The 21,854-nt window shown below is 42.2% G+C and carries 15 protein-coding genes; 3 read left to right on the top strand and 12 right to left on the bottom strand.

Annotated features, from left to right (window positions below; genetic code table 11):
- Positions 1-7: 7 nt before the first annotated feature.
- The 9 genes from cysS to CDG62_RS08400 all read right to left on the bottom strand — a co-directional run bounded on the left by cysS (position 8) and on the right by CDG62_RS08400 (position 13,162).
- Positions 8-1,429, bottom strand: coding sequence for a cysteine--tRNA ligase (gene cysS / locus CDG62_RS08440; RefSeq protein ID WP_087526486.1), 1,422 nt, complete (start codon positions 1,427-1,429; stop codon positions 8-10).
- A gap of 190 nt (positions 1,430-1,619) precedes the next feature.
- Positions 1,620-2,117: a molybdenum cofactor biosynthesis protein MoaE gene (locus CDG62_RS08435; protein WP_087526487.1), complete on the bottom strand. Its 498-nt coding sequence runs from the start codon at positions 2,115-2,117 to the stop codon at positions 1,620-1,622.
- Between the two features lies 1 nt (position 2,118).
- Positions 2,119-2,385, bottom strand: a complete 267-nt coding sequence (locus tag CDG62_RS08430) for a MoaD/ThiS family protein (RefSeq protein ID WP_087526488.1) — start codon at positions 2,383-2,385, stop codon at positions 2,119-2,121.
- Between the two features lies 1 nt (position 2,386).
- Positions 2,387-3,415: a GTP 3',8-cyclase MoaA gene (moaA, locus tag CDG62_RS08425; RefSeq protein ID WP_087526489.1), complete on the bottom strand. Its 1,029-nt coding sequence runs from the start codon at positions 3,413-3,415 to the stop codon at positions 2,387-2,389.
- Positions 3,416-3,761: 346 nt separating this feature from the next.
- On the bottom strand, positions 3,762-4,388 hold the full coding sequence (mobA, locus tag CDG62_RS08420) for a molybdenum cofactor guanylyltransferase (protein WP_087526490.1): 627 nt from the start codon (positions 4,386-4,388) through the stop codon (positions 3,762-3,764).
- On the bottom strand, positions 4,385-7,177 hold the full coding sequence (locus CDG62_RS08415; RefSeq protein ID WP_087526491.1) for a nitrate reductase: 2,793 nt from the start codon (positions 7,175-7,177) through the stop codon (positions 4,385-4,387). The genes mobA and CDG62_RS08415 overlap by 4 nt, the downstream gene beginning before the upstream one ends.
- Before the next feature lie 317 nt (positions 7,178-7,494).
- Positions 7,495-9,105, bottom strand: coding sequence for a nitrite reductase small subunit NirD (nirD, locus tag CDG62_RS08410; RefSeq protein WP_087526588.1), 1,611 nt, complete (start codon positions 9,103-9,105; stop codon positions 7,495-7,497).
- A gap of 95 nt (positions 9,106-9,200) precedes the next feature.
- On the bottom strand, positions 9,201-11,747 hold the full coding sequence (nirB, locus tag CDG62_RS08405) for a nitrite reductase large subunit NirB (protein ID WP_087526492.1): 2,547 nt from the start codon (positions 11,745-11,747) through the stop codon (positions 9,201-9,203).
- A 65-nt stretch (positions 11,748-11,812) separates the two neighbouring features.
- Complete coding sequence (locus CDG62_RS08400) at positions 11,813-13,162, bottom strand: MFS transporter (RefSeq protein WP_029575062.1); 1,350 nt, start codon at positions 13,160-13,162, stop codon at positions 11,813-11,815.
- Between the two features lie 602 nt (positions 13,163-13,764).
- Here CDG62_RS08400 and CDG62_RS08395 point away from each other — a divergent pair.
- The 3 genes from CDG62_RS08395 (at position 13,765) to CDG62_RS08385 (ending at position 15,899) form a co-directional block, all read left to right on the top strand.
- On the top strand, positions 13,765-14,352 hold the full coding sequence (locus CDG62_RS08395; RefSeq protein ID WP_004696311.1) for an ANTAR domain-containing response regulator: 588 nt from the start codon (positions 13,765-13,767) through the stop codon (positions 14,350-14,352).
- 3 nt (positions 14,353-14,355) lie between these two features.
- On the top strand, positions 14,356-15,351 hold the full coding sequence (locus CDG62_RS08390) for an ABC transporter substrate-binding protein (RefSeq protein WP_087526493.1): 996 nt from the start codon (positions 14,356-14,358) through the stop codon (positions 15,349-15,351).
- A gap of 269 nt (positions 15,352-15,620) precedes the next feature.
- Entirely contained in the window at positions 15,621-15,899 is a 279-nt protein-coding gene (locus CDG62_RS08385; protein WP_087526494.1) for a hypothetical protein, read from the top strand.
- 23 nt (positions 15,900-15,922) lie between these two features.
- Here the strand turns inward: CDG62_RS08385 and CDG62_RS08380 are convergent, their stop codons facing one another.
- The 3 genes from CDG62_RS08380 to CDG62_RS08370 are packed head-to-tail and all read right to left on the bottom strand — an operon-like array spanning position 15,923 to position 21,817.
- Positions 15,923-16,696 carry a 1-acyl-sn-glycerol-3-phosphate acyltransferase gene (locus CDG62_RS08380; protein WP_087526495.1) on the bottom strand — a complete coding sequence of 258 codons (774 nt, stop codon included), beginning with the start codon at positions 16,694-16,696 and terminating at the stop codon, positions 15,923-15,925.
- A gap of 6 nt (positions 16,697-16,702) precedes the next feature.
- Positions 16,703-17,815 (bottom strand): beta-ketoacyl-ACP synthase III, encoded by a 1,113-nt coding sequence (locus CDG62_RS08375; RefSeq protein ID WP_087526496.1) that lies wholly within the window; start codon positions 17,813-17,815, stop codon positions 16,703-16,705.
- 30 nt (positions 17,816-17,845) lie between these two features.
- Positions 17,846-21,817: a DUF3418 domain-containing protein gene (locus CDG62_RS08370; RefSeq protein WP_087526497.1), complete on the bottom strand. Its 3,972-nt coding sequence runs from the start codon at positions 21,815-21,817 to the stop codon at positions 17,846-17,848.
- Positions 21,818-21,854: the final 37 nt, after the last annotated feature.

Here is a 21,854-nt window from a genome sequence, read left to right as displayed (position 1 = left end):
TGCTGAATTAATCAACACGGCGCCAAATTGTCCCTTGACGCGTGTCTTCCAAAACCACACCCTGATCTAACAAGGACTGACGAATTTCATCCGCTTTGGCAAACTCTTTGGCTTTTTTCGCATCTTGACGTTGCTGAATCAAATCTTCAATTTGCTCTTCAGACAAAGCCAAAGCCTCTTGCCCAATGTCAGACTTCAGGAACTCTTCAACATTGTGCTGAACCAAACCTAGAATATTGGTTAAATGACGCAAAGTTGCATAGTAAATCGCTGCTTGTTCCGCTTGCTGCTCCTTCACGGTACGGTTCAATTCTTTGTTCACTTCAAACAATACCGCAATGGCTTCAGCAGTATTGAAGTCATCACGCATGGCACTGTTGAAACGCTCAAGCAATATTTCATCTAAGGTATGGATTTGTGTATCGCCATAGGCTTGTTGATAAGCCTTGAATGAATGATAGAAGCGAGACAGTGCTGTTTTTGCTTCTTTTAAAGCAACATCAGAGAAGTTCACAGGGCTACGATAGTGTGATGACACAATGAAGTAGCGAATCACTTCAGGGTGGAACTTATCCATCACATCACGAATGGTAAAGAAATTGCCCAATGACTTCGACATTTTCTCGCCGTCAACGTTGATGAAACCGACATGCATCCAGTAGTTGACATATTGCTCGCCAGTTGAAGCCTCAGACTGTGCAATTTCATTTTCATGGTGCGGGAACATCAAGTCCGAACCACCACCATGAATGTCAAAATGGTTACCTAGGCAGCAAGTCGACATCGCAGAACATTCAATATGCCAGCCCGGACGACCTTTGCCCCACGGCGAAGCCCATGCAGGTTCATTTTCTTTGGCATGTTTCCAAAGTACAAAGTCAAAGGGATGTTTTTTTTCAACTTCAACATCGACACGCTCAGATGCACCCGCTTGCATATCTTCGAGTTTTCGACCTGAAAGACGACCATACTTGGCGAATTTTTCCACTTGGAAATACACATCACCATTGGCAGATGGATAAGCTGTACCCTTTTCAACCAAATTACCAATCATGCTTTGCATTTGATCAATATAATCCGTTGCACGCGGTGCTTCATCTGGATGTAGGCAGCCTAGATTTTCAGCATCTTCATTCATGGCTTGAATAAAGCGGTCTGTCAGCTGTGTAATCGACTCGCCATTTTCATTAGCGCGTTTAATGATTTTGTCGTCAATGTCGGTAATGTTACGTACATATTTAACGCTCCAACCTTGGCTACGCAGGAAGCGAATAATATAGTCAAATGCAACCATCACGCGCGCATGTCCAATATGACAGTAGTCATACACCGTCATACCGCAGACATACATATCAATATGCCCCTCAACACGAGGTACGAATTCTACTTTTTTGCGTTGCTCTGAGTTATATAGAACAAATGGTTGCATAGCGATTCAAAAGACTTCAAATATAAGAATGGATCATCTTAACCTAAGCATTATTTTTCATAAAGTTTTCAGAAGATTTTTCTTTCAATTATCTCGCCATTTTTCATTTATACTCAACTATTTCTAAATTTCCATTATCCAAATCTTAAATGGATTACTGGTAAATATTGGTACTACATGATGCACTGTGCTAAGGATGAACATGTGCATGCCCGCAATGCTCATGGCTATGAAGTTTTGGCGCCTCATGATCTGTTCGAATACAGCAACCCTCTACATACTGACTGGTACCGTCTACATAAAATTCCTCTTTCCAGACAGGAACTTCATGTTTTACCCGTTCTACCGCTTCCTCACACGCTTGAAAAGCTTCACGACGGTGCGCAGCGTAAGCTATCGCAATAATGGCAGTATCGCCAATATCTAAAGCACCAATGCGATGCACCACCCGCACATAAGACACACCATATTTTAATTGGATTTCTTGTTCAATTTGACGAATCATTTTTTCAGCCACAGGTGCATAAGCGGTATATTTTAACGCTTTTACAGCTTTACCTTGATGATGATTCCGCACCGTACCAATGAATATGCCAATGCCACCACACTCAGGAAAATGTTGGATGCCATCAAAGTCATTTTGGGTAAAAGCCACTATTTGAATCCGCGAAAATTGTTTCAACGCCATCTCAACCTCCTGCTACAGGGGACAACAACACCAAAGTACAATCTCGGCTTAAGATGGTCTGCCGTGGAATAATATCTTCACCGATTGCACAGGCACAGCGCTCCAATAATGTGTGGACAGCTGGGTATTGAGCAACGACATCCTTTAAAACCATCGTCACTGATGAATCAGGCTCACATTGCAGCATTAAATTAGGTGGCAACTGGCGTTCTATCGCACCAAAAGCTTCAATCTTTACCCTAATCATGTTGTTTAATTCCTGAGTCATCCTAACCTCCAATCATATGCATACTGATTTTTCGCACAGGTTGATGCAACTGCTGTTTTTGAATAGCATGAAAGCCTTGCTCTTTATGCCAAACATAAGTTGAAAGTTTACTTTCTAAAATAAAGGGTTCGTACTGATTGGGCAGAGTAAGTTGCTGAATGTCTGACTTTAAATTTAAGCCTTGCTTGGCAAAAAGACAATTATAAAACTCACCCTGTGCATTCAACCGGAGTCGATCACACTCCCCACAAAACGAGTTGCTAATGGTGGAGATAATCCCAATGTTCGCACCATCCACTCGATAACTACGTGCTGGATTGGCGCCTTGTCCTTCAAGCACTTGCACCGTAAATTGCGAGCTAAGTTGGGACAAAATCTCCTGCTCAGTGACGACATCGGCTTGTGACCAACTTTGATCTCCATCTAAAGGCATAAACTCAATAAAACGCAGTTCTACCTTTTGCTGTTTTGCCCACTGTACCAAAGGAACAATTTGATCATCATTGATACCTTTCATCAGCACGGTATTGATTTTGATGTTAAAACCAAGCTTTTGTGCAGCCTGAATGCCTTCCAGCACTGTATGTAGTTGTTTTTTTGTGAGGTGTTGAAATTGTTCGGCATCTAGACTATCTAGACTAATATTTAAATCATCCAGCCCTGCTTGCTTTAAAGCAGCGGCATATTGTTTTAAATAATGACCATTGGTGGTCATAGAAATACGCTTCAGCCCCTGTTTTTTTAGGCTTTGTAACTGTTCGATAAAATGCACCACACCTTGACGCATCAACGGTTCACCACCCGTGATACGAATTTGCTTAATGCCATGCTGCACCATAAATTTACAAAAATGGTAGAGTTCTTCAAAACTGAGCAAGTCGTGTTTTTTCATCCATTCAGGATGTTCGGGCATGCAATAGACACATTTAAAATTACAACGATCCGTCACCGAGATTCTTAGTTTGCGCTTTTCACGTCCAAACTGATCTTGGAATACTCTAACTGCGGATACATTGGTCATGCTGTTCATCTGTCTTGCCTATGCGTCCTTCGAGCTGTGTGGGTGCAGTTCATATTTCACGCCCTATTTTCTGAAGTATAAAATGCAATAACTGTTCCAACTTTGTGCACTTTATACATTTTTTGAATATTTTCAGTTCAATGCGCATTGAGTGATCACTGCTACATTCGTTCATAATCTAAATAAAATAACAATCCCCCCTAAAGTTATCTCAATTTTTGTTTTTATAAAAAATTAAAAATCAATATAGATACTTATTTTGTTCTTTTATAGATTTTTATTTAAACAGTCAAATCAGTTTATAGCAACATCTTTTGCTCTCAACACACGCTCCCATTCTCCGTATCTGAGATATTTATAAAAAATTGAGTTGCCGATGCTGTTGTAACTCATCCAACGAATTAATACTGTGAAAAAACAGTGCATGATTTTTAAATCGTGCCACTTGTGAGTGCAAATCTGCAAAACACTGCCTTAAGCTGCGCTGATTTTGCTCAAGGTGCTGAATCAATGTCGGTAGACTGCTACGTTTTAACAAACAAAATGGATATAACGCACGGCCATTGATTTCAACAATAACAACACCACAGTTAGGGTCTTGTTGCATCGTCTGATGTAACCGTGAAAACACTTTTTTAGGAATAAAAGTCACATCACAGGGTACGAACAGCACATAGTCTGACTGCACATGCGCCCATGCACTTTTCATTCCCATCAAAGGTCCTTGAAAGCCTGTTGCCTCATCTTCAAAAAAGCCAATTGACGGAATCAACCGCTCATAAATAGAATGGTCCCGATGGCTGTTGACCCATACCTTGGTTGCACGTGATTTTAGCTGCTGATGGATTTTGATGAGCTGAATTTCATCATCAAATTTTTGCAAAAGTTTATTCATGCCATTCATACGGCGCGCCTGACCGCCCGCCAAAATGACAACTTCAGTTTCTGGGTAGCTCACGGGTTTGAATATTTTTCTTTTCATTCTACCACCTCCGTTTGACAAGCTTTGATCAGACCTCGAATTTCAGGTAAGCAAGAACCGCAATTGCCTCCAGCCTTTAAGCATGCAGTCACTTGTTTCTCATGGGTGATATTTTTTTCTTTAATCGCATTGATAATACGATTTTTTCCAACTTTAAAGCAACTACAGACCAGTGGGCCATCGCTATTGGTGATCGATATTGCTTGTCCTGCCAATAAAGCCTTCCGATGCATGGCACTTAAGCGCTCGCGCTTAAACAGGCTTGCCACCCAGTCCCGATCGGGCAATAACATTTTAGGCGCAATATATAGACTCGCAATGAGGTGTCCATCTTGTAATACCACGCTATGACTGATATGGGCCGTTTGATCTTCTAAATTGAGCCATTCAAAACTTTCATCATCAAAAGGCAACAAAGCTTTGAGTTGTTCAGTCGTTTCCGTAAAACGTCGACGATCAGCCAACTCATAACGAATCGCTTTGGCTGTTTTGATTTTTGTCCACCAAACGCTTTGTTCAATGCTTTGTTGCACCAAATGTTCAAAGCCCGTTCTGACATAGAATACGCCCTGCCATTGCGTATAAAATGGATGCATCATCACAGGGGTATGTTTGAACTCAGGTTCTCCTGAAATAGTATCTACAACAGGATTCACCACTTTGCCAATCCGTGCGTCAGATGCGAATTGATCACTCCAGTGAATCGGTGCAAAAATCTGTCCACGGCGGATATTGTCACTGATTGTAGCCCGCAGCACGCAATTTCCCCAAGCTGATTTGATCTCCACCAGTTCGCCATCTTTTAAACCATATTTCAGGGCATCATTTGGATGAATCTCGCAATAAGGCTCTGCTTTATGGGTACTTAAATTAGCGGATAAACCTGTACGCGTCATAGTATGCCATTGATCGCGGATACGTCCTGTATTCAGCACCAATGGATACTCGCTGCTAATTGGATTCACCGCACCAACTGCTGTTGTTGCAATAAACTTGGCTTTACCATCTTGGTGACTAAACTGACCATCTTTAAATAATTGGGCAAAAGTGTTTGGTTTGGTTTGCCCACTTTTCAAAGGTGCGAGCACAGGCCACTGCGTCGGTTCAAGTTTTTGGTAGTCATCAAATGAGAGATCCGTCAAACCTGCCAAATTGAAATAGCGGAATGTTTCCGTCGATGAACGTAAATCGATTTCTGCATTTTGATAAGCTGAAAGTTGTGCATGTTCTTTGAAAATGTCATGACTACTTTCAAAGTCAAAACCCTGAAACCCTAATTTTTTCGCAACTTCTGAAACTGACCACCAATCCGCTTGTGCTTGGGCTGGACGTTCTAAAAAGGCACGCTGTCTGGAAATCCGGCGTTCAGAATTAGTGACTGTGCCATCTTTTTCCCCCCAACCCAACGCAGGCAGTAACACATCGGCATATTGCGTGGTATCTGTATCTAGACAAATGTCTGATACCACCACAAACTCACATTTCTCTAGTGCACGTTTCACCTGATCAGCATTGGGTAAACTCACCACAGGATTAGTCGCCATAATCCAAATGGCTTTAATTTTTCCAGCTTCGACCGCTTCAAAAAGGTCGACGGCTTTTAAACCCACTTGCTTTGCAATGGTTGGACTGTGCCAAAACTGCTGTACCAATTGTTGATGCTTGGGATTATCCAAATCCATATGGGCAGCCAACATATTAGCAAGACCACCCACTTCGCGCCCACCCATTGCATTCGGTTGACCCGTCATCGAAAAAGGTGCAGCACCCAATTTCCCAATTTTGCCAGTCAACAAATGACAGTTGGTAATGCTATTGGCTTTGTCTACCCCACGTGAAGACTGGTTCACCCCCATTGAAAATAAGCTCATCACTTTTTCTGTTTGTGCAAATTTTTCAAAAAAGAGGGCTAATTTTTCAACAGAAATCCCCGTTCGTTCGCTCACACTCGCTATGGATGCTTCAGAAGCACTACTTGCCAGCGCTTGCTCTAGCCCTTGTGTATACTTTGCAATAAAATCGGTATCGGTATAATGATTGGTTGCTAAATACTGTAATAGACCATTGAACAGCGCGACATCTTGACCCGGTAAAATCGGCAAGTGTAAATCAGCCGCCTCACAGGTGGCAGTAAAACGCGGGTCAATCACGACGACAAAAAGGTCTCGCTCCTCTTTGGCTTTCATGATGCGTTGATACAGCACAGGATGACACCAAGCTGTATTGGAACCGACCAAAACCACCATATCGGTATGTTCAAAATCGCTATAACTGGCTGGAACTAAGTCTTCCCCAAAAGCGCGTTTATGCGCAGCAACGGCTGAAGACATACACAACCGTGAATTGGTGTCTATATTGGCCGTACCCAAGTAACCTTTAACAAATTTATTGACCACATAATAATCTTCAGTCAGCAGTTGGCCTGAGACATAAAAAGCAATACTTTCAGGCCCATATTGATCAATATAATGTTGAAATTTATTGGCGATTAAATCTGTTGTAGTATTCCATGAACTTATCTCACGTTGCGGTTTACGCCCCAACATGGGATGTAAAACACGAGTTTCTAAACCTATGGTATCGGCTAAATTACTGCCTTTAATGCACAACTTTCCATAATTAGATGGATGTTGAGCATCACCCACTACAGAGACTTTTTGGCCTAAAGCCGTTTCTTCAACAGTTGCTGTTACCCCACACCCCACCCCACAGTAGGGGCAGGTGGTTTGCGTGGTTGTCATCATTTTTTCTGTGGAGCTATGCAGTTCCATTACAGGGATACTATTCATTTCTGCTTCGCTCCTATTTGCCTTTCATTTATTTTGAATCACTCACAACGGCGTCTTTTCTGTTGTGTTTAGATTTAGAATTAACCTTCGGTTCGACCTGAGAGGTATTAGCTCGCAAGGCTTTCGGGATGAGCCATGTATGGCATAAGGAAAAACCACTATCATTCACAAAACTCGTCCCATACCACCTTCATCCCAACGTATTCGCAGAAACATTAATTTTCATAAGTAACCCTGCCTCAAACAAGTTGTGAATGACGTTTCCGCGTATCAGATTAACTATTAGAAAATCTATCCCTTCCTGTTAAGAGGAGGTTTTACCCTGCTTTTTTTAAAGCAAAATCTTTACCAAATAACAATTTATTTCGAATTGACGAAATTGGCGTTTGATCCGAAATAAGTTCTGCATACCAGACACCATCTTCGGTATCACCAAACAATACCGCACCAACAACCTTATCCTTTTGAATAATAATGCGTTTATAAATCTGACGTTTTTCATCATTTAAAATAATGTCTTCAAAGTCATCCTTCGGTTCAAAATTACCCGCTGAGAACACATCACAGCCACTTACCTTTAACTGTGTTGGAACAGTTGGTGCTTTAAAGGTGAGGCTGCCATGCTCCGCCAAATGTGAGGCACAAATGAACGCCTGCCCCCAAAGTGGCTCAACCAAGCCAAAAGTCTGGCTACGATGTTCAATACACTCCCCCACGGCGTAAATACTTGGGTCAAAAGTCTGCATGGTGTCATTCACCAGCACACCGCGGTTACAGCGCAGTCCTGCACTTTGTGCAAGTGCCATGTTCGGACGAATACCAACTGCAAAAACCACAAGATCCGCATCTAAAACTGTACCGTCTTTCAAGCAAATTTGAGTGACATGACCATCTACACCCACCAATGCTTCAGTATTGGCCTCAGTTATAATGGAGATACCCTTTTGTTCAATACTATGACGTAGCATTTGGCTGGCTTTACTGTCTAATTGACGCTCCATAATGCGATCCATCAGATGTAAAACTGTAACATTCATCCCGCGTTGTTTGAGGCCATATGCAGCTTCAAGCCCCAACAAACCACCACCGATTACCACGGCGTTTTTCTTGGTCTTGCTGTAATCCAACATAGTGTTGATGTCGTAGATATCTCGGAAACTAATGACACCTTTCAAATCCGCTCCAGCAATTGGAGGAATGAACGGTTTCGAACCTGTCGCTAAAATTAAACGATCATAATCAACCACTTCACCTTTTTCGGTATAGACCTGCTTACGAGGACGGTCAATACGTACCGCAGGATCACCCGCAATAAAACGAATCCCTTTGTCGCTATACCATGCATGTGGATGCAACATGATGTCATCAATGGTTTTATCTCCTGATAATACAGGCGATAACATAATACGGTTGTAGTTGCCCCAAGGTTCTTCACCAATCACCGTCACGTCATAACGGTCTGGCGCCATGTCGAGCAAATCTTCCAAACAACGCATCCCCGCTAAACCATTACCAACCAGCACCAACTTCATTTTTTCCTGAGATACGCCTGTGTTGGTGATATAGGTTTTTTGTGGTGTGGGACTAATCCACACTCGACCATTTTCAATTTTGCTTGGAAAAACCAATAGTTTTTGATCTTTATCTTCCAAACAGCGGCCTGTCGCCAAGCTAAAATGCTGTTTATAAATGGGCGATGCCACCACACGCTCACCTTGTAAATCACCAATAATGCCGCGCGACATCACAAAAGCTTGGCTGAATGGGTCTTGATTGCTCAAGGCATACACCCGCTTTTCAGTACCGACACGAAAAATGGCAATTTGCTGATGCTCAATAAGTGCACCTACGCCTGTATTTGGCGTTACATCATCTAGCGCACAGACATCAACCCAATCCAACTCATTCATTTCTTTTAAAATTGTCATCATCTTTAATCCTTTTTAAACTTTTTCATTCATTTGCTCCCCTATCTTTGCTTTTGAGAGAGTTCTGAAAAAAGAAGTTTGAATACCCTAATTTGTTAAGCTTCAACCACTGGAATACGGCTACGATCTCGTTCAGCCTCAGTTTTAGGACGAATCTGTCCACGAACTTCTGCAAACTGAATATGCGGATCTTGTTGTTGCTCAGCTTTGGCATTGATGAAAGTCACGAAGCGTTTACGTACTTCTGGGTCTTCAACAGCTGTACGCCATTCATCTTGATAAGTCCCCACCACATGGCTCATACGACGTTCGAGTTCAGCAGCTAGACCTAAAGAATCATGCACAACCACATCTTTAAGGTAGTCCAAACCACCTTCCATGTTATCGCGCCACACCGAAGTTCGTTGTAAACGGTCTGCGGTTTGCACATAGAACATAAAGAATCGGTCAATGTATTTAATTAGTGTTTGAGTATCGAGATCCGAAGCCAATAACTCGGCATGGCGGGGTTTCATCCCCCCGTTACCGCAAACATACAGGTTCCAGCCTTTTTCAGTGGCAATTACCCCGACATCTTTACTTTGCGCTTCGGCACATTCACGGGTACAGCCTGAAACAGCCATTTTTAATTTGTGCGGTGAACGTAAGCCTTTGTAGCGGTTCTCTAGGAAAATGGCTAAACCAACCGAGTCATCCACACCGTAACGACACCATGTACTACCAACGCAAGACTTCACTGTACGCAGCGATTTCCCATAGGCATGACCTGACTCAAAGCCCGCAGCGATGAGCTTTTCCCAAATTTCAGGAAGTTGGTGAATTTGCGCGCCAAACATATCGACACGTTGCCCACCTGTCAGTTTGGTGTATAAACCATATTCTTTAGCAATTTGCCCCACAGCAATTAAGCCGTCAGGCGTCACTTCACCGCCTGCCATGCGTGGAACTACAGAATAAGAACCATCTTTTTGAATATTGCCTAGGTAGTAATCATTACTGTCTTGTAGACCTGCATGACTTGGTTTTAAAACAAAGTCATTCCAACACGACGCTAAAATATTGGCTGCAGTTGGCTTACAGATATCGCAGCCCAAACCATGACCATGTTGTTGGATCAGGTCATCAAAAGTTTTGATTTCATTGACCCGTACCAAGTGATACAACTCTTGACGTGAGTAAGCAAAGTGCTCACAAATATGGTTATTCACTGTCACGCCTTGGCGTTGTAATTCAGACTTCAGCACTTGAGTGACCAGTGGCGCACACCCACCACATGCTGTAGCTGCTTTAGTACATTTTTTTAGGGCACCTAGAGACGTTGAGCCCTCGGCGATTGCACTGCAAATATCGGCTTTAGATACGTTATTACATGAGCAAATGGTTGCACTATCTGGCAGTAAATCGACTCCACTACCGCCAGATTTACTAGAGGATTGTGCGTAACCCGGCATGATTAAGCTTTCAGGATTTTCTGGAAGCGCTAAACCATTCAGCATCATTTGTAGTAAGTCGTTGTACTCTTTTGCACAGCCCACTAAAACTGCGCCAAGTAACTTGGTCTTTTCGGCATTTACCACGATTTTTTTATAGACTTGTGTATCTTCATCGGCATAGAAATAACTGAGTGCATTCGGTGTCATCGCATGTGCATCACCGACGGAAGCAACATCAACGCCCATCAGTTTCAACTTGGTGCTCATGTCTGCGCCCGCAAATTCAGCACAAGCTTGTTCGGTGATGTGTTTTGCTGCAATACGTGCCATATCATAGCCTGGTGCCACCAGACCATAAATTTTGTTTTGCCACAGTGCACATTCACCAATAGCATAAATATCTGGATTTGACGTTTGGCAATAATCATTAATCATGATCCCACCACGCTCTCCAAGCGCTAAACCACTTTGACGCGCCAACTCATCACGTGGGCGAATACCCGCCGAGAACAAAATAATGTCTGTTTCAAGCTCAGAACCATCACCAAATTTCATCACATGCTTCGTCGTTGCACCCTCCTCAATTGATGAAGTCGCTTTTTGAGTATGGACTTTTACGCCTAAGTTTTCAATTTTTGCACGTAGAACCTTTCCACCCAAGTCATCAATTTGAACCGCCATGAGACGTGGTGCAAACTCAACCACGTGTGTTTCTAAGTTCAGATCCCGTAGTGCCTTAGCGGCTTCTAGGCCCAGTAAACCGCCACCAATTACCACACCTGATTTCGCATTGAGACTCGCAGCACGAATCGCATCTAAGTCTTCAATAGTTCGGTAGACAAAGCAGTTTTCACGGTCATTACCCGAAATAGGCGGAACAAAAGCATATGAACCTGTTGCCAAGATTAGCTTGTCAAAACTAAGAACATCACCATGATTCGTCGTCACCGTTTTATGGCTTTGATCAACTGCAACCGCTTTGGTGTTTAAACGTAAATCTATGCCATAAGCATCAGCAAAATCTGCACGGCAAAGGGTTAAATCCTTTGCTGATTTACCACTGAAATATTCAGTCAAATGTACGCGGTCATAAGCCAAGCGCGGTTCTTCGGCCAAGATGGTAATTTCAACATCATCACCCACATGTTCAAGTACTGATTCGATAAACTTGTGGCCAACCATGCCATGACCAATCATGATGATTTTCATATTCTTTCTCCGCAATATTTCATTTGTTCTGCCTGAGCCTTGAGGCTTGGGTTTAATCTCTTTATTTAGTTTTGCGCTTCAGCAATGCTACGATCATGTACCGCTTGTTCAAATAAGCGCTGTTCCTTTTCTTTATGCTCAACAGAGAAGCGAATCATGAGAACAAAACTTGCAGCGATGACCACCAAGCCGCCTAAAATCATGAGTGTAGTTTGAATATCCAACATACCTTTGAGTAGGAAACCTGCTGCCACTGCCCCCACGTTACCCCCTGCGCCAATAATGCCTGCCACACCGCCTAAGGCATCACGATCAATAAAAGGTACCAAAGCATAAGTTGCACCACATGCCATGTGTGTGAACAATGCGAAGACTGTCATTGCGAGAATCGCAAAGATTGGAGTATTCATTTGAGAGAATAGGACGAGGAAGATACCTTCTAGCAGAATCATGCCAAACAACACTTTGGTACGACCATCAAGCCCTTTTTTGGTTGCGACTTTGTCTGACACAATGCCACCTAGAGCGCGAGCAAAGAGTGCCAGTAAACCAAAAATACCGGCTGCCATCCCTGCTTCTTTTAAACCAAAGCTAAAATGGTCGACGTAGTACATCGCGACAATGTTGTGAATAAAGATTTCAATCCCGAAACACGCAGCATAGGCACCAAATAGAATCCAAACACGGTAGTTTTTCGCAGCATGCATCAGAATCGCTACACCACCTTTCTTATCGGAACCGACACTCACACCCTCTGCACGAAGTTCTTTAAAGTTGCCTTGTGGACAATCTTGGGTAAATTTCCAATACATTAAACCCACGATCAGCATCAGGACACCTGGAACGATCAGTGCAATTCTCCAGCCCATTGCTTGCTCTACACCAAACATTACCAAGGCACCGAGCATCAATGGCATAAGCACTTGTGTTGCACCACCGCCTGCATTGCCCCAACCCGCTGTCGCTGCGTTTGCAGTCCCGACAACGTTTGGCGCAAACATAATGCTAGTGTGATACTGAGTGATGACAAAGCTTGCCCCAATCGCACCAATCAATAGACGGAAGAACAAGAAGGATTCATAGCTATTTGCAGACGCTACCCCAAAGACTGGAATGCTACCGAGTACAAGAAGTGCGGTATAGGTTTTACGTGGCCCGTATTTATCACACAGCGGCCCGACAATAAGACGAACTAAAATGGTGATGGCTACAGCAGCAATATTAATATTAGCAATTTGATCTTTGGTTAAATGAAATTCACCCGCAATCACAGGCATCAACGGCGCACAAGCAAACCAAGCAAAGAAGCAGACAAAAAAGGCGAGCCAACTCATGTGGAAGGCTCTCATTGCTGCGCCGTTAAAACTGAAAAGACTTATTTTTGTTGCTTTCTTAGCATGTAAATTTGAAGACATAACCTTCTCCAGACTGAACTGAGCGTATAGTTTTTCTACAGCACAAACACTTGGGATGTAGAAGCGATCAGAACGGACGTCGTTGGCCGTCTTACAAATTTGATTTAGAGTCGTCTTTGACTCATTAGGAGTATAGCAATGAGTGTGCCAACATTTAATATTTAATTTTAATTTATTGTTTTTTATTTATTTTTTGTAAAAAAAATCCCATATTAAGATATAAGCAGCTCTTTTTATTTTTAAAGCATAACAATTAATTTTTCCGACTTTTTAAAACCCTGCCACCTCTTGGTGCATTTTGCATTATCGATGAGCATCTGTATTCTCAAATAAGCGACATTGCTTTGTTCTAAGCACACCTCTAGAGATTCGCTCTTATAAATAAAAATCTGCGGAGAACATCAACACTTCAATTTACCAAACCTATATTCCTAGACGTCCTCATTAGAACTCCAAACCAAGATACATACTTTGTCTATAATCGCGACCATAAAGATTGACTGCCTAATCCGAGATAAAGCTGGCATTTGTTAAGTTTGGCATTTAAATTGCTTGCACACTTTTAGATCTCTTTTTTCAGGTTTTCCTGAGCACTGTACAGTATGCCTAAACTGAAAATTGCATTAATTGATGACAATCAAGAACGCGCACAATATATTCGAAGTTCCCTCATCGAACATGATTTCGATGTGGTTGCCTGTCTGATTATCGATCACATCAATATTAGCCGTCTTGAACAATTAAGTGCGGACGTCATTTTGTTAGATATGGACCATCCGCAACGTGACATTATTGAAAGTTGTGTAAGTCAATTTAACTTACCCACTGTTTTATTTACTAAAAATAGCCATAAAGACACCATTAAAAGTGCCATAGATGCTGGGGTAACGGCCTATATTGTGGATGGAATAGATCCATCAAAATTAGAAAATATTTTAGAAATCTCGATTGAGCAGTTTCGTAAACACAAAAAGTTGCTCACAGACTTACAGGACACCAAAAATAAACTCGCCGATCGTAAAGATGTGGAGCGTGCGAAAGTCTTACTAATGCAATTACATGGGCTATCTGAAGATGATGCCTTTCAATTACTGCGTAAAAATGCCATGAGCCATCGTATGACCATCGGTGAAATGGCAAGACGTCTGTTAGATGCCCAACAGCTTTTACAATCTCAACTCAAGGACTAAGTCATGGCTCAACTCGAAAAGTCACAACTTCATCTGGGCTATATTCCACTTTTAGACTGTGTTGCTTTACTGTGGGCTAAACAGCGCGGTTTTTTTGAAGAAGTAGGCTTAGACGTGAACTTAGTCAAAGAAGCATCTTGGGCAAGTTTAAGAGATCGCTTGGCTTTTGGTTTTCTAGACGCAGCGCATTGTTTATCTGCCATGTTGCCTGCTGCCGCACTCGCTCAAGATCAACTCGGTATTCCGCTACAAACCCCTCTCGCCTTAAGCCATAACAGTGCATTTATCAGCTTAAGCCAAAAACTATGTTATGCACTCGATATCAAAAAAACTGACGATGCAGCTACCACTGCACAGAAATTTTTTAGCGTCATGCAGCATGAACAGTATCTTCCGATTGCCCATGTGTTTAAGCAATCTATTCATCATTATTGTTTACGTGAGTGGCTGGCGTTGGCCAATCCTGAATTTGCCAAATATGTACATCTTCGTACTTTACCACCAGCCTATATGGTGGAAGCCATTTCAAACCAATTGATCGATGGTTTTTGTGTAGGAGAACCTTGGAACACACAAGCGGAAATTCAAGGCTATAGCCAAATCATTGCGACTGGCTCAGACATTATTCCTCGTGTTGCAGACAAAGTACTAGCCGTGACCCAAGAATGGGCTATGTCCAATCCCAATACGCTTGCAGCCCTCGTCCAAGCCATCCAAAAAGCACAAGTTGAACTTAGACAAATGCATGATCTTGAGCCAGTTTGGCAAGTCTTGGTTGATTACAACATCATTCGCTTTGCGTGTTCGGCAAATGTTCATGTCGAAAAGTATCACCTGATTCAGAACATTATTCGCGGTTTTATTCCAGAACAAACACAACCTCAAGTTTCGGATTTTGTTTGGCTCACACAGCAAATGCAAAAATGGGATGATATAAATTTAGAGAGTGATAGAGTTGTCAATATTAGTGAAAATTGCGTCATTCAAGCAAATACTTGATTTTTAAATTATTACTATATGTTACTTAACACCTCATTACGCACTATCTTGAGACCATTATTCTGAATAATATTATGAAGTAAATCTGTGATCTAACTTTACTGCCACTTTATTCGGCATTTTTTTTAGCTTCCATTTATCTGAGCACGCTATTTACTCATGTGAAAAGCACACTAAAATCTTTTAAAACATGAAAACAATAGATAAATAATCTTCTTCACAGCTTCTTTTTTGAACGTCAAACTAACCCAAGGACAGCGGGGTGTATTATGTTTACCGAGGAAAATCGACATGTTTCTTTATTACATGCGATTAACAAAATACTGATTAAAGACTGGGATCCCCTAGGCATTTATCGCAATCCTGCACTACAAGATGAATATGAGGAATACTTACCCAGTTTATTTCGATTTATTTGTGAACAAGCCAGCGAAACTGAAATTTTTGAATATTTATGGTGGGTAGAAAATAAGGTCATGGAAGTCAAAGGGAATAAGACCCATACTTTAAGAATTGCACATTTGTTGAAAGATTTACAGGAAGACTAAGCAAGTTTTACTCATGTAAATGTTCAATCAAAACGGTCACCATGTTGCTGTTGACGCAATACTCTTAAGTCTGCAAGCCCAGTATAAATTTCTGCTGCAATTTGGTCTCGGAATTGCTGTAACTGTTCTAGGTTTTCAATATGCATCAAACTTTGTCTGGGCATAAACTTAAAATAAAAAGGTAAACGTTTCGGAATCAAATGTTTCGGCAAAGATGGTACCACATCCCCTTTACGCAGCAAGCGATTTAACTGCGGCACTTGTAGCAATTCTTGAAAATATTGGTGCTGAACGACTTTATTAGCATCAAAACCAATATCAAAGACTTCATCTCCGCCCAAAGCAGAAAATGGCACAATGTCATAACCAAATTCTTGAGCGAGCTTTAAAAAGCCGTAACGCTGTTTCCAAATCAGTTGATACTGTTCGCCCTCACGTTTTAAAACTTCGCGTCCGCCACCAGGAAAAACCAAAATAGAATAACCTTGTTGCATGGCTTCACGCACATAGGCTGGAACACCATCGACTGCACCAAATTTTTTCACCACACTGCGCCACAGTGGCAAATAAAAATGGCTATGATCAGCAATACTGACCACAGCCACTTGATGCTCATTGTAGAGATAATCAATCAACATAGGTGAATCGAGCACACCATATAAGGAATGATTTCCTACGTACATTGCAGGTTGTGATGCATCTAACTGTTCAGCACCGATAAATGTCGGTGTGAAGTAAACTTTGGATAAAGCACTCAGGCGTTTAATCCATTTTGCATCATGCTCAACCTGCAACATATGGTCTTATGCGACGTGTTTTTTCACAAGTACAGCACCAACAGAGTAACCTGCACCAAATGAACACAACACACCGTATTCACCGTCATTGACTTGGTCTGCTGTACGATGCAACGCAATGATGACACCTGCTGAAGAGGTATTTGCAAATTCATCTAAAATGATCGGTACCAAATCAGGCTGAGCATTTTCTTTGCCTACGACCAATTTCAGAATCAGTTCATTCATGCTGGCATTAGCTTGGTGTAACCAGAAACGCTTCACATCGGTCGGTGCAATGTTGTTTTTCTCAAGTTGCGATGTAATCATTTTGGCAACCAGCGGACAAACTTCTTTGAACACTTTACGACCGTCTTGAGCGAAACGATTGTTTTCAATGTCTGCATCCACTTCACTTAAGTTTAGGAAACCAAAGTTATTGCGGATGTTGTTTGAAAACTGTGTGAATAAGTTAATGTCTTCAATTTCAAAACCCGTTTTGCTGTCGGTTTCTTCAATGATTGAAGCTGTTGCCACATCACCAAAGATAAAATGGCAGTCCCGTGAACGGTAGTCGGTATGACCAGAGGTGATTTCAACATTTACCAATAATACACGGCGTCCGCCTGCTTTGATTGCATCATAGGCTTGTTTAATGCCAAAAGTTGCTGCCGAACATGCCACGTTCATGTCGTATGCATAGCCTTGAATACCAAGTGCTGTTTGGATTTCAATTGCCACAGCAGGATAAGCACGCTGTAAATTAGAACACGATAAAATTACGACATCGATATCTTCTGCAGTCACGCCCGCATTTTCCATCGCTTGTTTCGCTGCGATCACGCCCCATTCGGCTTGAATCGAGAGTTCATCATTTGAACGCTCATGCAACAATGGACGTAAACGCTTCGGATCTAAGATCCCTGTCTTCTCAACCACATAACGACGTTTTACACCAGATGCTTTTTCAATGAACTCTGCGCTTGACCCACGACGGGCTTCCAATTCGCCCGAAGTAATTTTGTCCGCATTGTCTAGGTTATACTGTTCCACATAAGCATTTAAACTTTCAACTAACTCTTCATTGGTAATGATGTCTTCAGGATGATAAAGACCCGTACCTGTAATGCGGATGCCCATGTAAAACTCCTTCTTTAAATTACCTATATCTTAACTGATTCCAAGCTTTTCCCATACTTTTTGCAAGCGAGTCGGAGAAATGGGCATCTTTGTCTTCATCGGTTGAGAGAATAAAGAAATCCGAAACTCCTCAACCATGAAATACAATTCTTTAAGGCGAGTGTCATTTTTAAACTTAAATAATTTTTCCATCCACGGGTCAACTTGATCAATGGCAGAATTATCCCTCTGTAGGTTATTGGGCAGGCGCTCCAAACGCAAGACCAATGCTTTCAAATAACGAGGAAATTCAAGCCAAATATCGGAAGATTTCACATAAACAAAGTTTGATAAGCACATCAAATCTAGCTGATCTTCAACATCATCAATATTTTTTCCAAACACCGCATCATCTAAAACCAACAACTTTCGACGTATATCCTGCCATTGGATATAGATCTCTGTCACATCTGCCAGTGCTTTTTGCCCATGAGTCAGAAAAGTTTTTTTGACATTTGCAACTAAGCTTTCAAACTCTTGTGCATTGACCGGCAGTTCATGAATTGACATTTGTAGTGTGGCATAAACCAACATTTGCTCTAGTTGTGCCTTATCACCCAAAGGTGAATACGCCAATGCCAACGGTTTAGAAATTTGCTTTTTCAACTGACGGACCAAATCTCCCAGTTGTATATGCACCAAACGAAGTACACCCTCGCGGTGCTGTTTAGTTGCTTCAGCTTGATCATTAAAAGTCTGAATCACGACACCAGACTCATCCTTTTGTTCCAATGCTGCAAATGTCTTGGTCGGAACCAAAGCTTGATACTGCTTCACCACCACGCCCGTCACTTTTTGGGACGCTTCAAACACAAAACTTTCAGGGAAAGTTTGGAACTCTCCTTTGAGTTGTTTGACTGGGCTATGGGTTTCCGTTCGGCAGCGCGCTTTTAACTCAGCTAAATCACGACCTTGTTCAATCACACGGCCTTTGTCGTCAATGACTTTAATCAGTGGCAACAAATACTGTTCAACCCGCTCAAAACTAAAGTCTTTTTCAGTAATTTGTTCTCCACGTAACTGGAAGGCTAAGAAACTAAAAATATGTTGTTGCAAATGCATGGCATCCACTTTCGCCATTAACTTTGCAGCCGTATCAGGGATAGGCACCAAGTGACGACGTTTATCTTTAGGTAGTGCTTTGAGTAAGGCTTCCATTAAGTCCTGACGCCAGCCAGGTATGCCCCACGACCACAAGTTTTCATCCACCTGTGGCAAGGCTTGCAACGGGATTTTCACCGTTGCACCATCTTCGTCATGGCTTGGATCAAAACGGTAACTGGCCGCAAAGCGCAGTTCACCATTACGTAAAAAATCGGGAAATTGCTGTGTGGTTGGACGGTCATTCATCCACAGCGAATCATCATCAATAAATAAATAGCGTGGGTTTTGTGGTTCAACCGTTGCGCGCCAGTCTTCAAAACTACGACGACTTGCCACCTCTTCAGGAACTTTAGCCGCATAAAACTGGTAAATGGTTTCTTCATCCACCACCAAATCACGGCGACGTAGCTTATCTTCGACCCGCTCTACCTCTTCAAGTTTAAGCAAGTTGTGTTTTAAAAATGGTGGCGTAATGCCCAAGTGTCCTGTCGTCAGTGCATCTCGAAGGAAAATTTCATGCGCTGCAACATGATCGACTTTTTCATAGTTGATCTGACGTTTTGGTTCAATAATTAAGCCAAATAGTGAAATTTGGTCATAGGCATTAACCACGCCGGCTTTTTTCGACCAGTGCGGCTCAAAATAGTGGTGCTTCAGCAAATCACCTGCCGCAAGCAAAATCCACTCAGGTTCAATTTTTGCCAGTGTCCGAATATAGACCTGTGAGGTTTCCACCATCTCAAAAGCCATGACCCAAGGCGTATTGGTTTTGTGCAAGGTAGATGCTGGAAAAATGCGGGCCTTTTGCTGACGCACCGCCATAAACACATTACGTTCATCGGTTTTATTGGCAATAAAAGACAGCAGACCTGTTAAAAGCGCACGGTGTAAATTTTCATAATTGGCTTTTTTCTCATTAAAAGACAGCTTTAAGCCCTTTGCCAAATCAACCAATTGCTCATGAGTTTTCTTCCACTCACGTAAACGCAACCAGCTTAGAAAGTGATTACGCGCAAAAGTACGACGTTTGTTTTCACTCATGTCTCGGTTGGCAACCAGTGCTTCCCAAAGTTTAAGATAAAACAAAAAGTCAGAGTCAGCTTCACGGAACAAAGCATGTTTCTGATCCGCCTGCATTTGTTTATCCGCAGGGCGTTCACGAGGGTCTTGTACGGCCAAAGCGGCAACGATCACCAAGACTTCATTCAACACACCAAAATGTGCTCCGCCTAAAATCATACGGGCCAAACGTGGGTCAATTGGCATTTTGGCCATCTGTTGACCGATCTTGGTTAATCCGCTACTTAGAAGTCCTCCTTTATTAAAGGAGGATTTAGGAAGATTTGTATTTGATTTTTCTTCATTAGCCTGACTCGATTCTGTTAAATCTCCCCTAACCTCTCTTTGTAAAACAGGGGCTTTACCTTTCTCAGTCATTGCCCCAAGTTCAACCAACAACTTACGGCCATCGTTAACTAAACGATGATCTGGCGGCTCAATGAAATCAAAATCTTCTAACGCACCCAGCCCTAAACTTTGCATCTGTAAAATAACCGAAGCTAAGTTCGTTCGCTTAATTTCTGGTTCGGTAAACTCTGGGCGACTTTGAAAATCTTCCTCAGAATACAAACGAATACATACACCTGGGGCAATACGTCCACAACGACCTTTACGCTGATTTGCCGCTGCTTGCGAAACAGCTTCAATCGGTAAACGCTGTACACGTGAACGATAGTTATAGCGAGAAATACGCGCAAAACCACTGTCAATCACATAACGAATATTCGGTACAGTCAACGCTGTTTCTGCAACGTTGGTGGCGATAATAATGCGTCGCCCGCCACCCGAAGGATTAAAGATTTTTTGTTGCTCAGCCAAGGCCAAACGCGCATATAAAGGTAAAATTTCTGTATGCCGCGGCCCATGCTTTTGCAAAGTTTCTTGTAGCTCACGAATCTCTTGTTCGGTACTGGCAAAAATAAGAGTATCTGCATGTTCAGGATGGCCTTTTTCTTGTGCATCCCGAAAACACTCCTCCACAGCTTGTACGACAGCACGAGGTAGGTTTTCTTCAAAGTCATCAAACTCATCATCATCACTACCGCCAATGCTCATTTCAGACACAGGACGGTAACGTAGCTCGACTGGAAAACTACGACCTTCTACTTCAAAAATAGGCGCATTGTTAAAGTACTGACTAAAACGGTTTACATCTAAAGTTGCGGAGGTAATGATGACTTTTAAATCTTTACGGCGAGGCAAAAGCTGTTTGAGATACCCCATGATAAAGTCGATATTGAGAGAACGCTCATGTGCTTCATCAATAATAATAGTGTCGTACTTATTGAGATAGCGGTCATTGGCTAACTCTGCCAGCAAAATACCATCGGTCATTAAACGGACAATGGAGTCCTGCGATCCTTGTTCATTAAAACGAACTTTAAAGGAAATCGACTCGCCAAGTTTTTCACCAACTTCTTCCGCAATACGCTGTGAAACACTACGCGCAGCCAAACGACGTGGCTGTGTATGACCAATCAAACCCGTTAAACCACGACCCGCCAACATCGCAATTTGCGGTAGCTGCGTCGTTTTACCCGAACCCGTCTCCCCTGCAACGATAATCACTTGGTGCTCTTGAATGGCACCAATTAATTTATCTGCATACTGCGTAACAGGCAGGTCTTGGTTCAGTTTAATATTTGGAATGCGTTCAATACGCTCTAGAACTTTTAAATGCGACTGTTCAAATAATGCTTGATATTGCTTTTCATTGGCATCTTTTCCTTTTTTGAGTCGGTTTAAACGATGACGGTCTTTGACCATCACCAATTGCTCTATATTTAAAGGACGCTGCACAGAAAAAACACCTACATCAAAAACATCAATCGCTTAG

Origin of the sequence: Acinetobacter sp. WCHA55, from assembly GCF_002165305.2 — a bacterium.
Classification (GTDB): Bacteria; Pseudomonadota; Gammaproteobacteria; order Pseudomonadales; family Moraxellaceae; genus Acinetobacter.
Note: the sequence above shows the minus strand (reverse complement) of the source record. Positions and strands in the feature narration are given on the sequence as shown.

Bases quoted from the DNA above. Each gene is read 5' to 3' on its own strand.
- nirD (WP_087526588.1), bottom strand. From the start codon at position 9,105: ATGACAATTTTAAAAGAAATGAATGAGTTGGATTGGGTTGATGTCTGT.
- moaA (WP_087526489.1), bottom strand. From the start codon at position 3,415: ATGAACAGCATGACCAATGTATCCGCAGTTAGAGTATTCCAAGATCAG.
- CDG62_RS08430 (WP_087526488.1), bottom strand. From the start codon at position 2,385: ATGACTCAGGAATTAAACAACATGATTAGGGTAAAGATTGAAGCTTTT.
- cysS (WP_087526486.1), bottom strand. From the start codon at position 1,429: ATGCAACCATTTGTTCTATATAACTCAGAGCAACGCAAAAAAGTAGAA.
- mobA (WP_087526490.1), bottom strand. From the start codon at position 4,388: ATGAAAAGAAAAATATTCAAACCCGTGAGCTACCCAGAAACTGAAGTT.
- CDG62_RS08395 (WP_004696311.1), top strand. From the start codon at position 13,765: ATGCCTAAACTGAAAATTGCATTAATTGATGACAATCAAGAACGCGCA.
- CDG62_RS08415 (WP_087526491.1), bottom strand. From the start codon at position 7,177: ATGAATAGTATCCCTGTAATGGAACTGCATAGCTCCACAGAAAAAATG.
- CDG62_RS08385 (WP_087526494.1), top strand. From the start codon at position 15,621: ATGTTTACCGAGGAAAATCGACATGTTTCTTTATTACATGCGATTAAC.
- CDG62_RS08400 (WP_029575062.1), bottom strand. From the start codon at position 13,162: ATGTCTTCAAATTTACATGCTAAGAAAGCAACAAAAATAAGTCTTTTC.
- CDG62_RS08380 (WP_087526495.1), bottom strand. From the start codon at position 16,696: ATGTTGCAGGTTGAGCATGATGCAAAATGGATTAAACGCCTGAGTGCT.
- CDG62_RS08375 (WP_087526496.1), bottom strand. From the start codon at position 17,815: ATGGGCATCCGCATTACAGGTACGGGTCTTTATCATCCTGAAGACATC.
- CDG62_RS08435 (WP_087526487.1), bottom strand. From the start codon at position 2,117: ATGGCGTTGAAACAATTTTCGCGGATTCAAATAGTGGCTTTTACCCAA.
- nirB (WP_087526492.1), bottom strand. From the start codon at position 11,747: ATGAAAATCATCATGATTGGTCATGGCATGGTTGGCCACAAGTTTATC.
- CDG62_RS08390 (WP_087526493.1), top strand. From the start codon at position 14,356: ATGGCTCAACTCGAAAAGTCACAACTTCATCTGGGCTATATTCCACTT.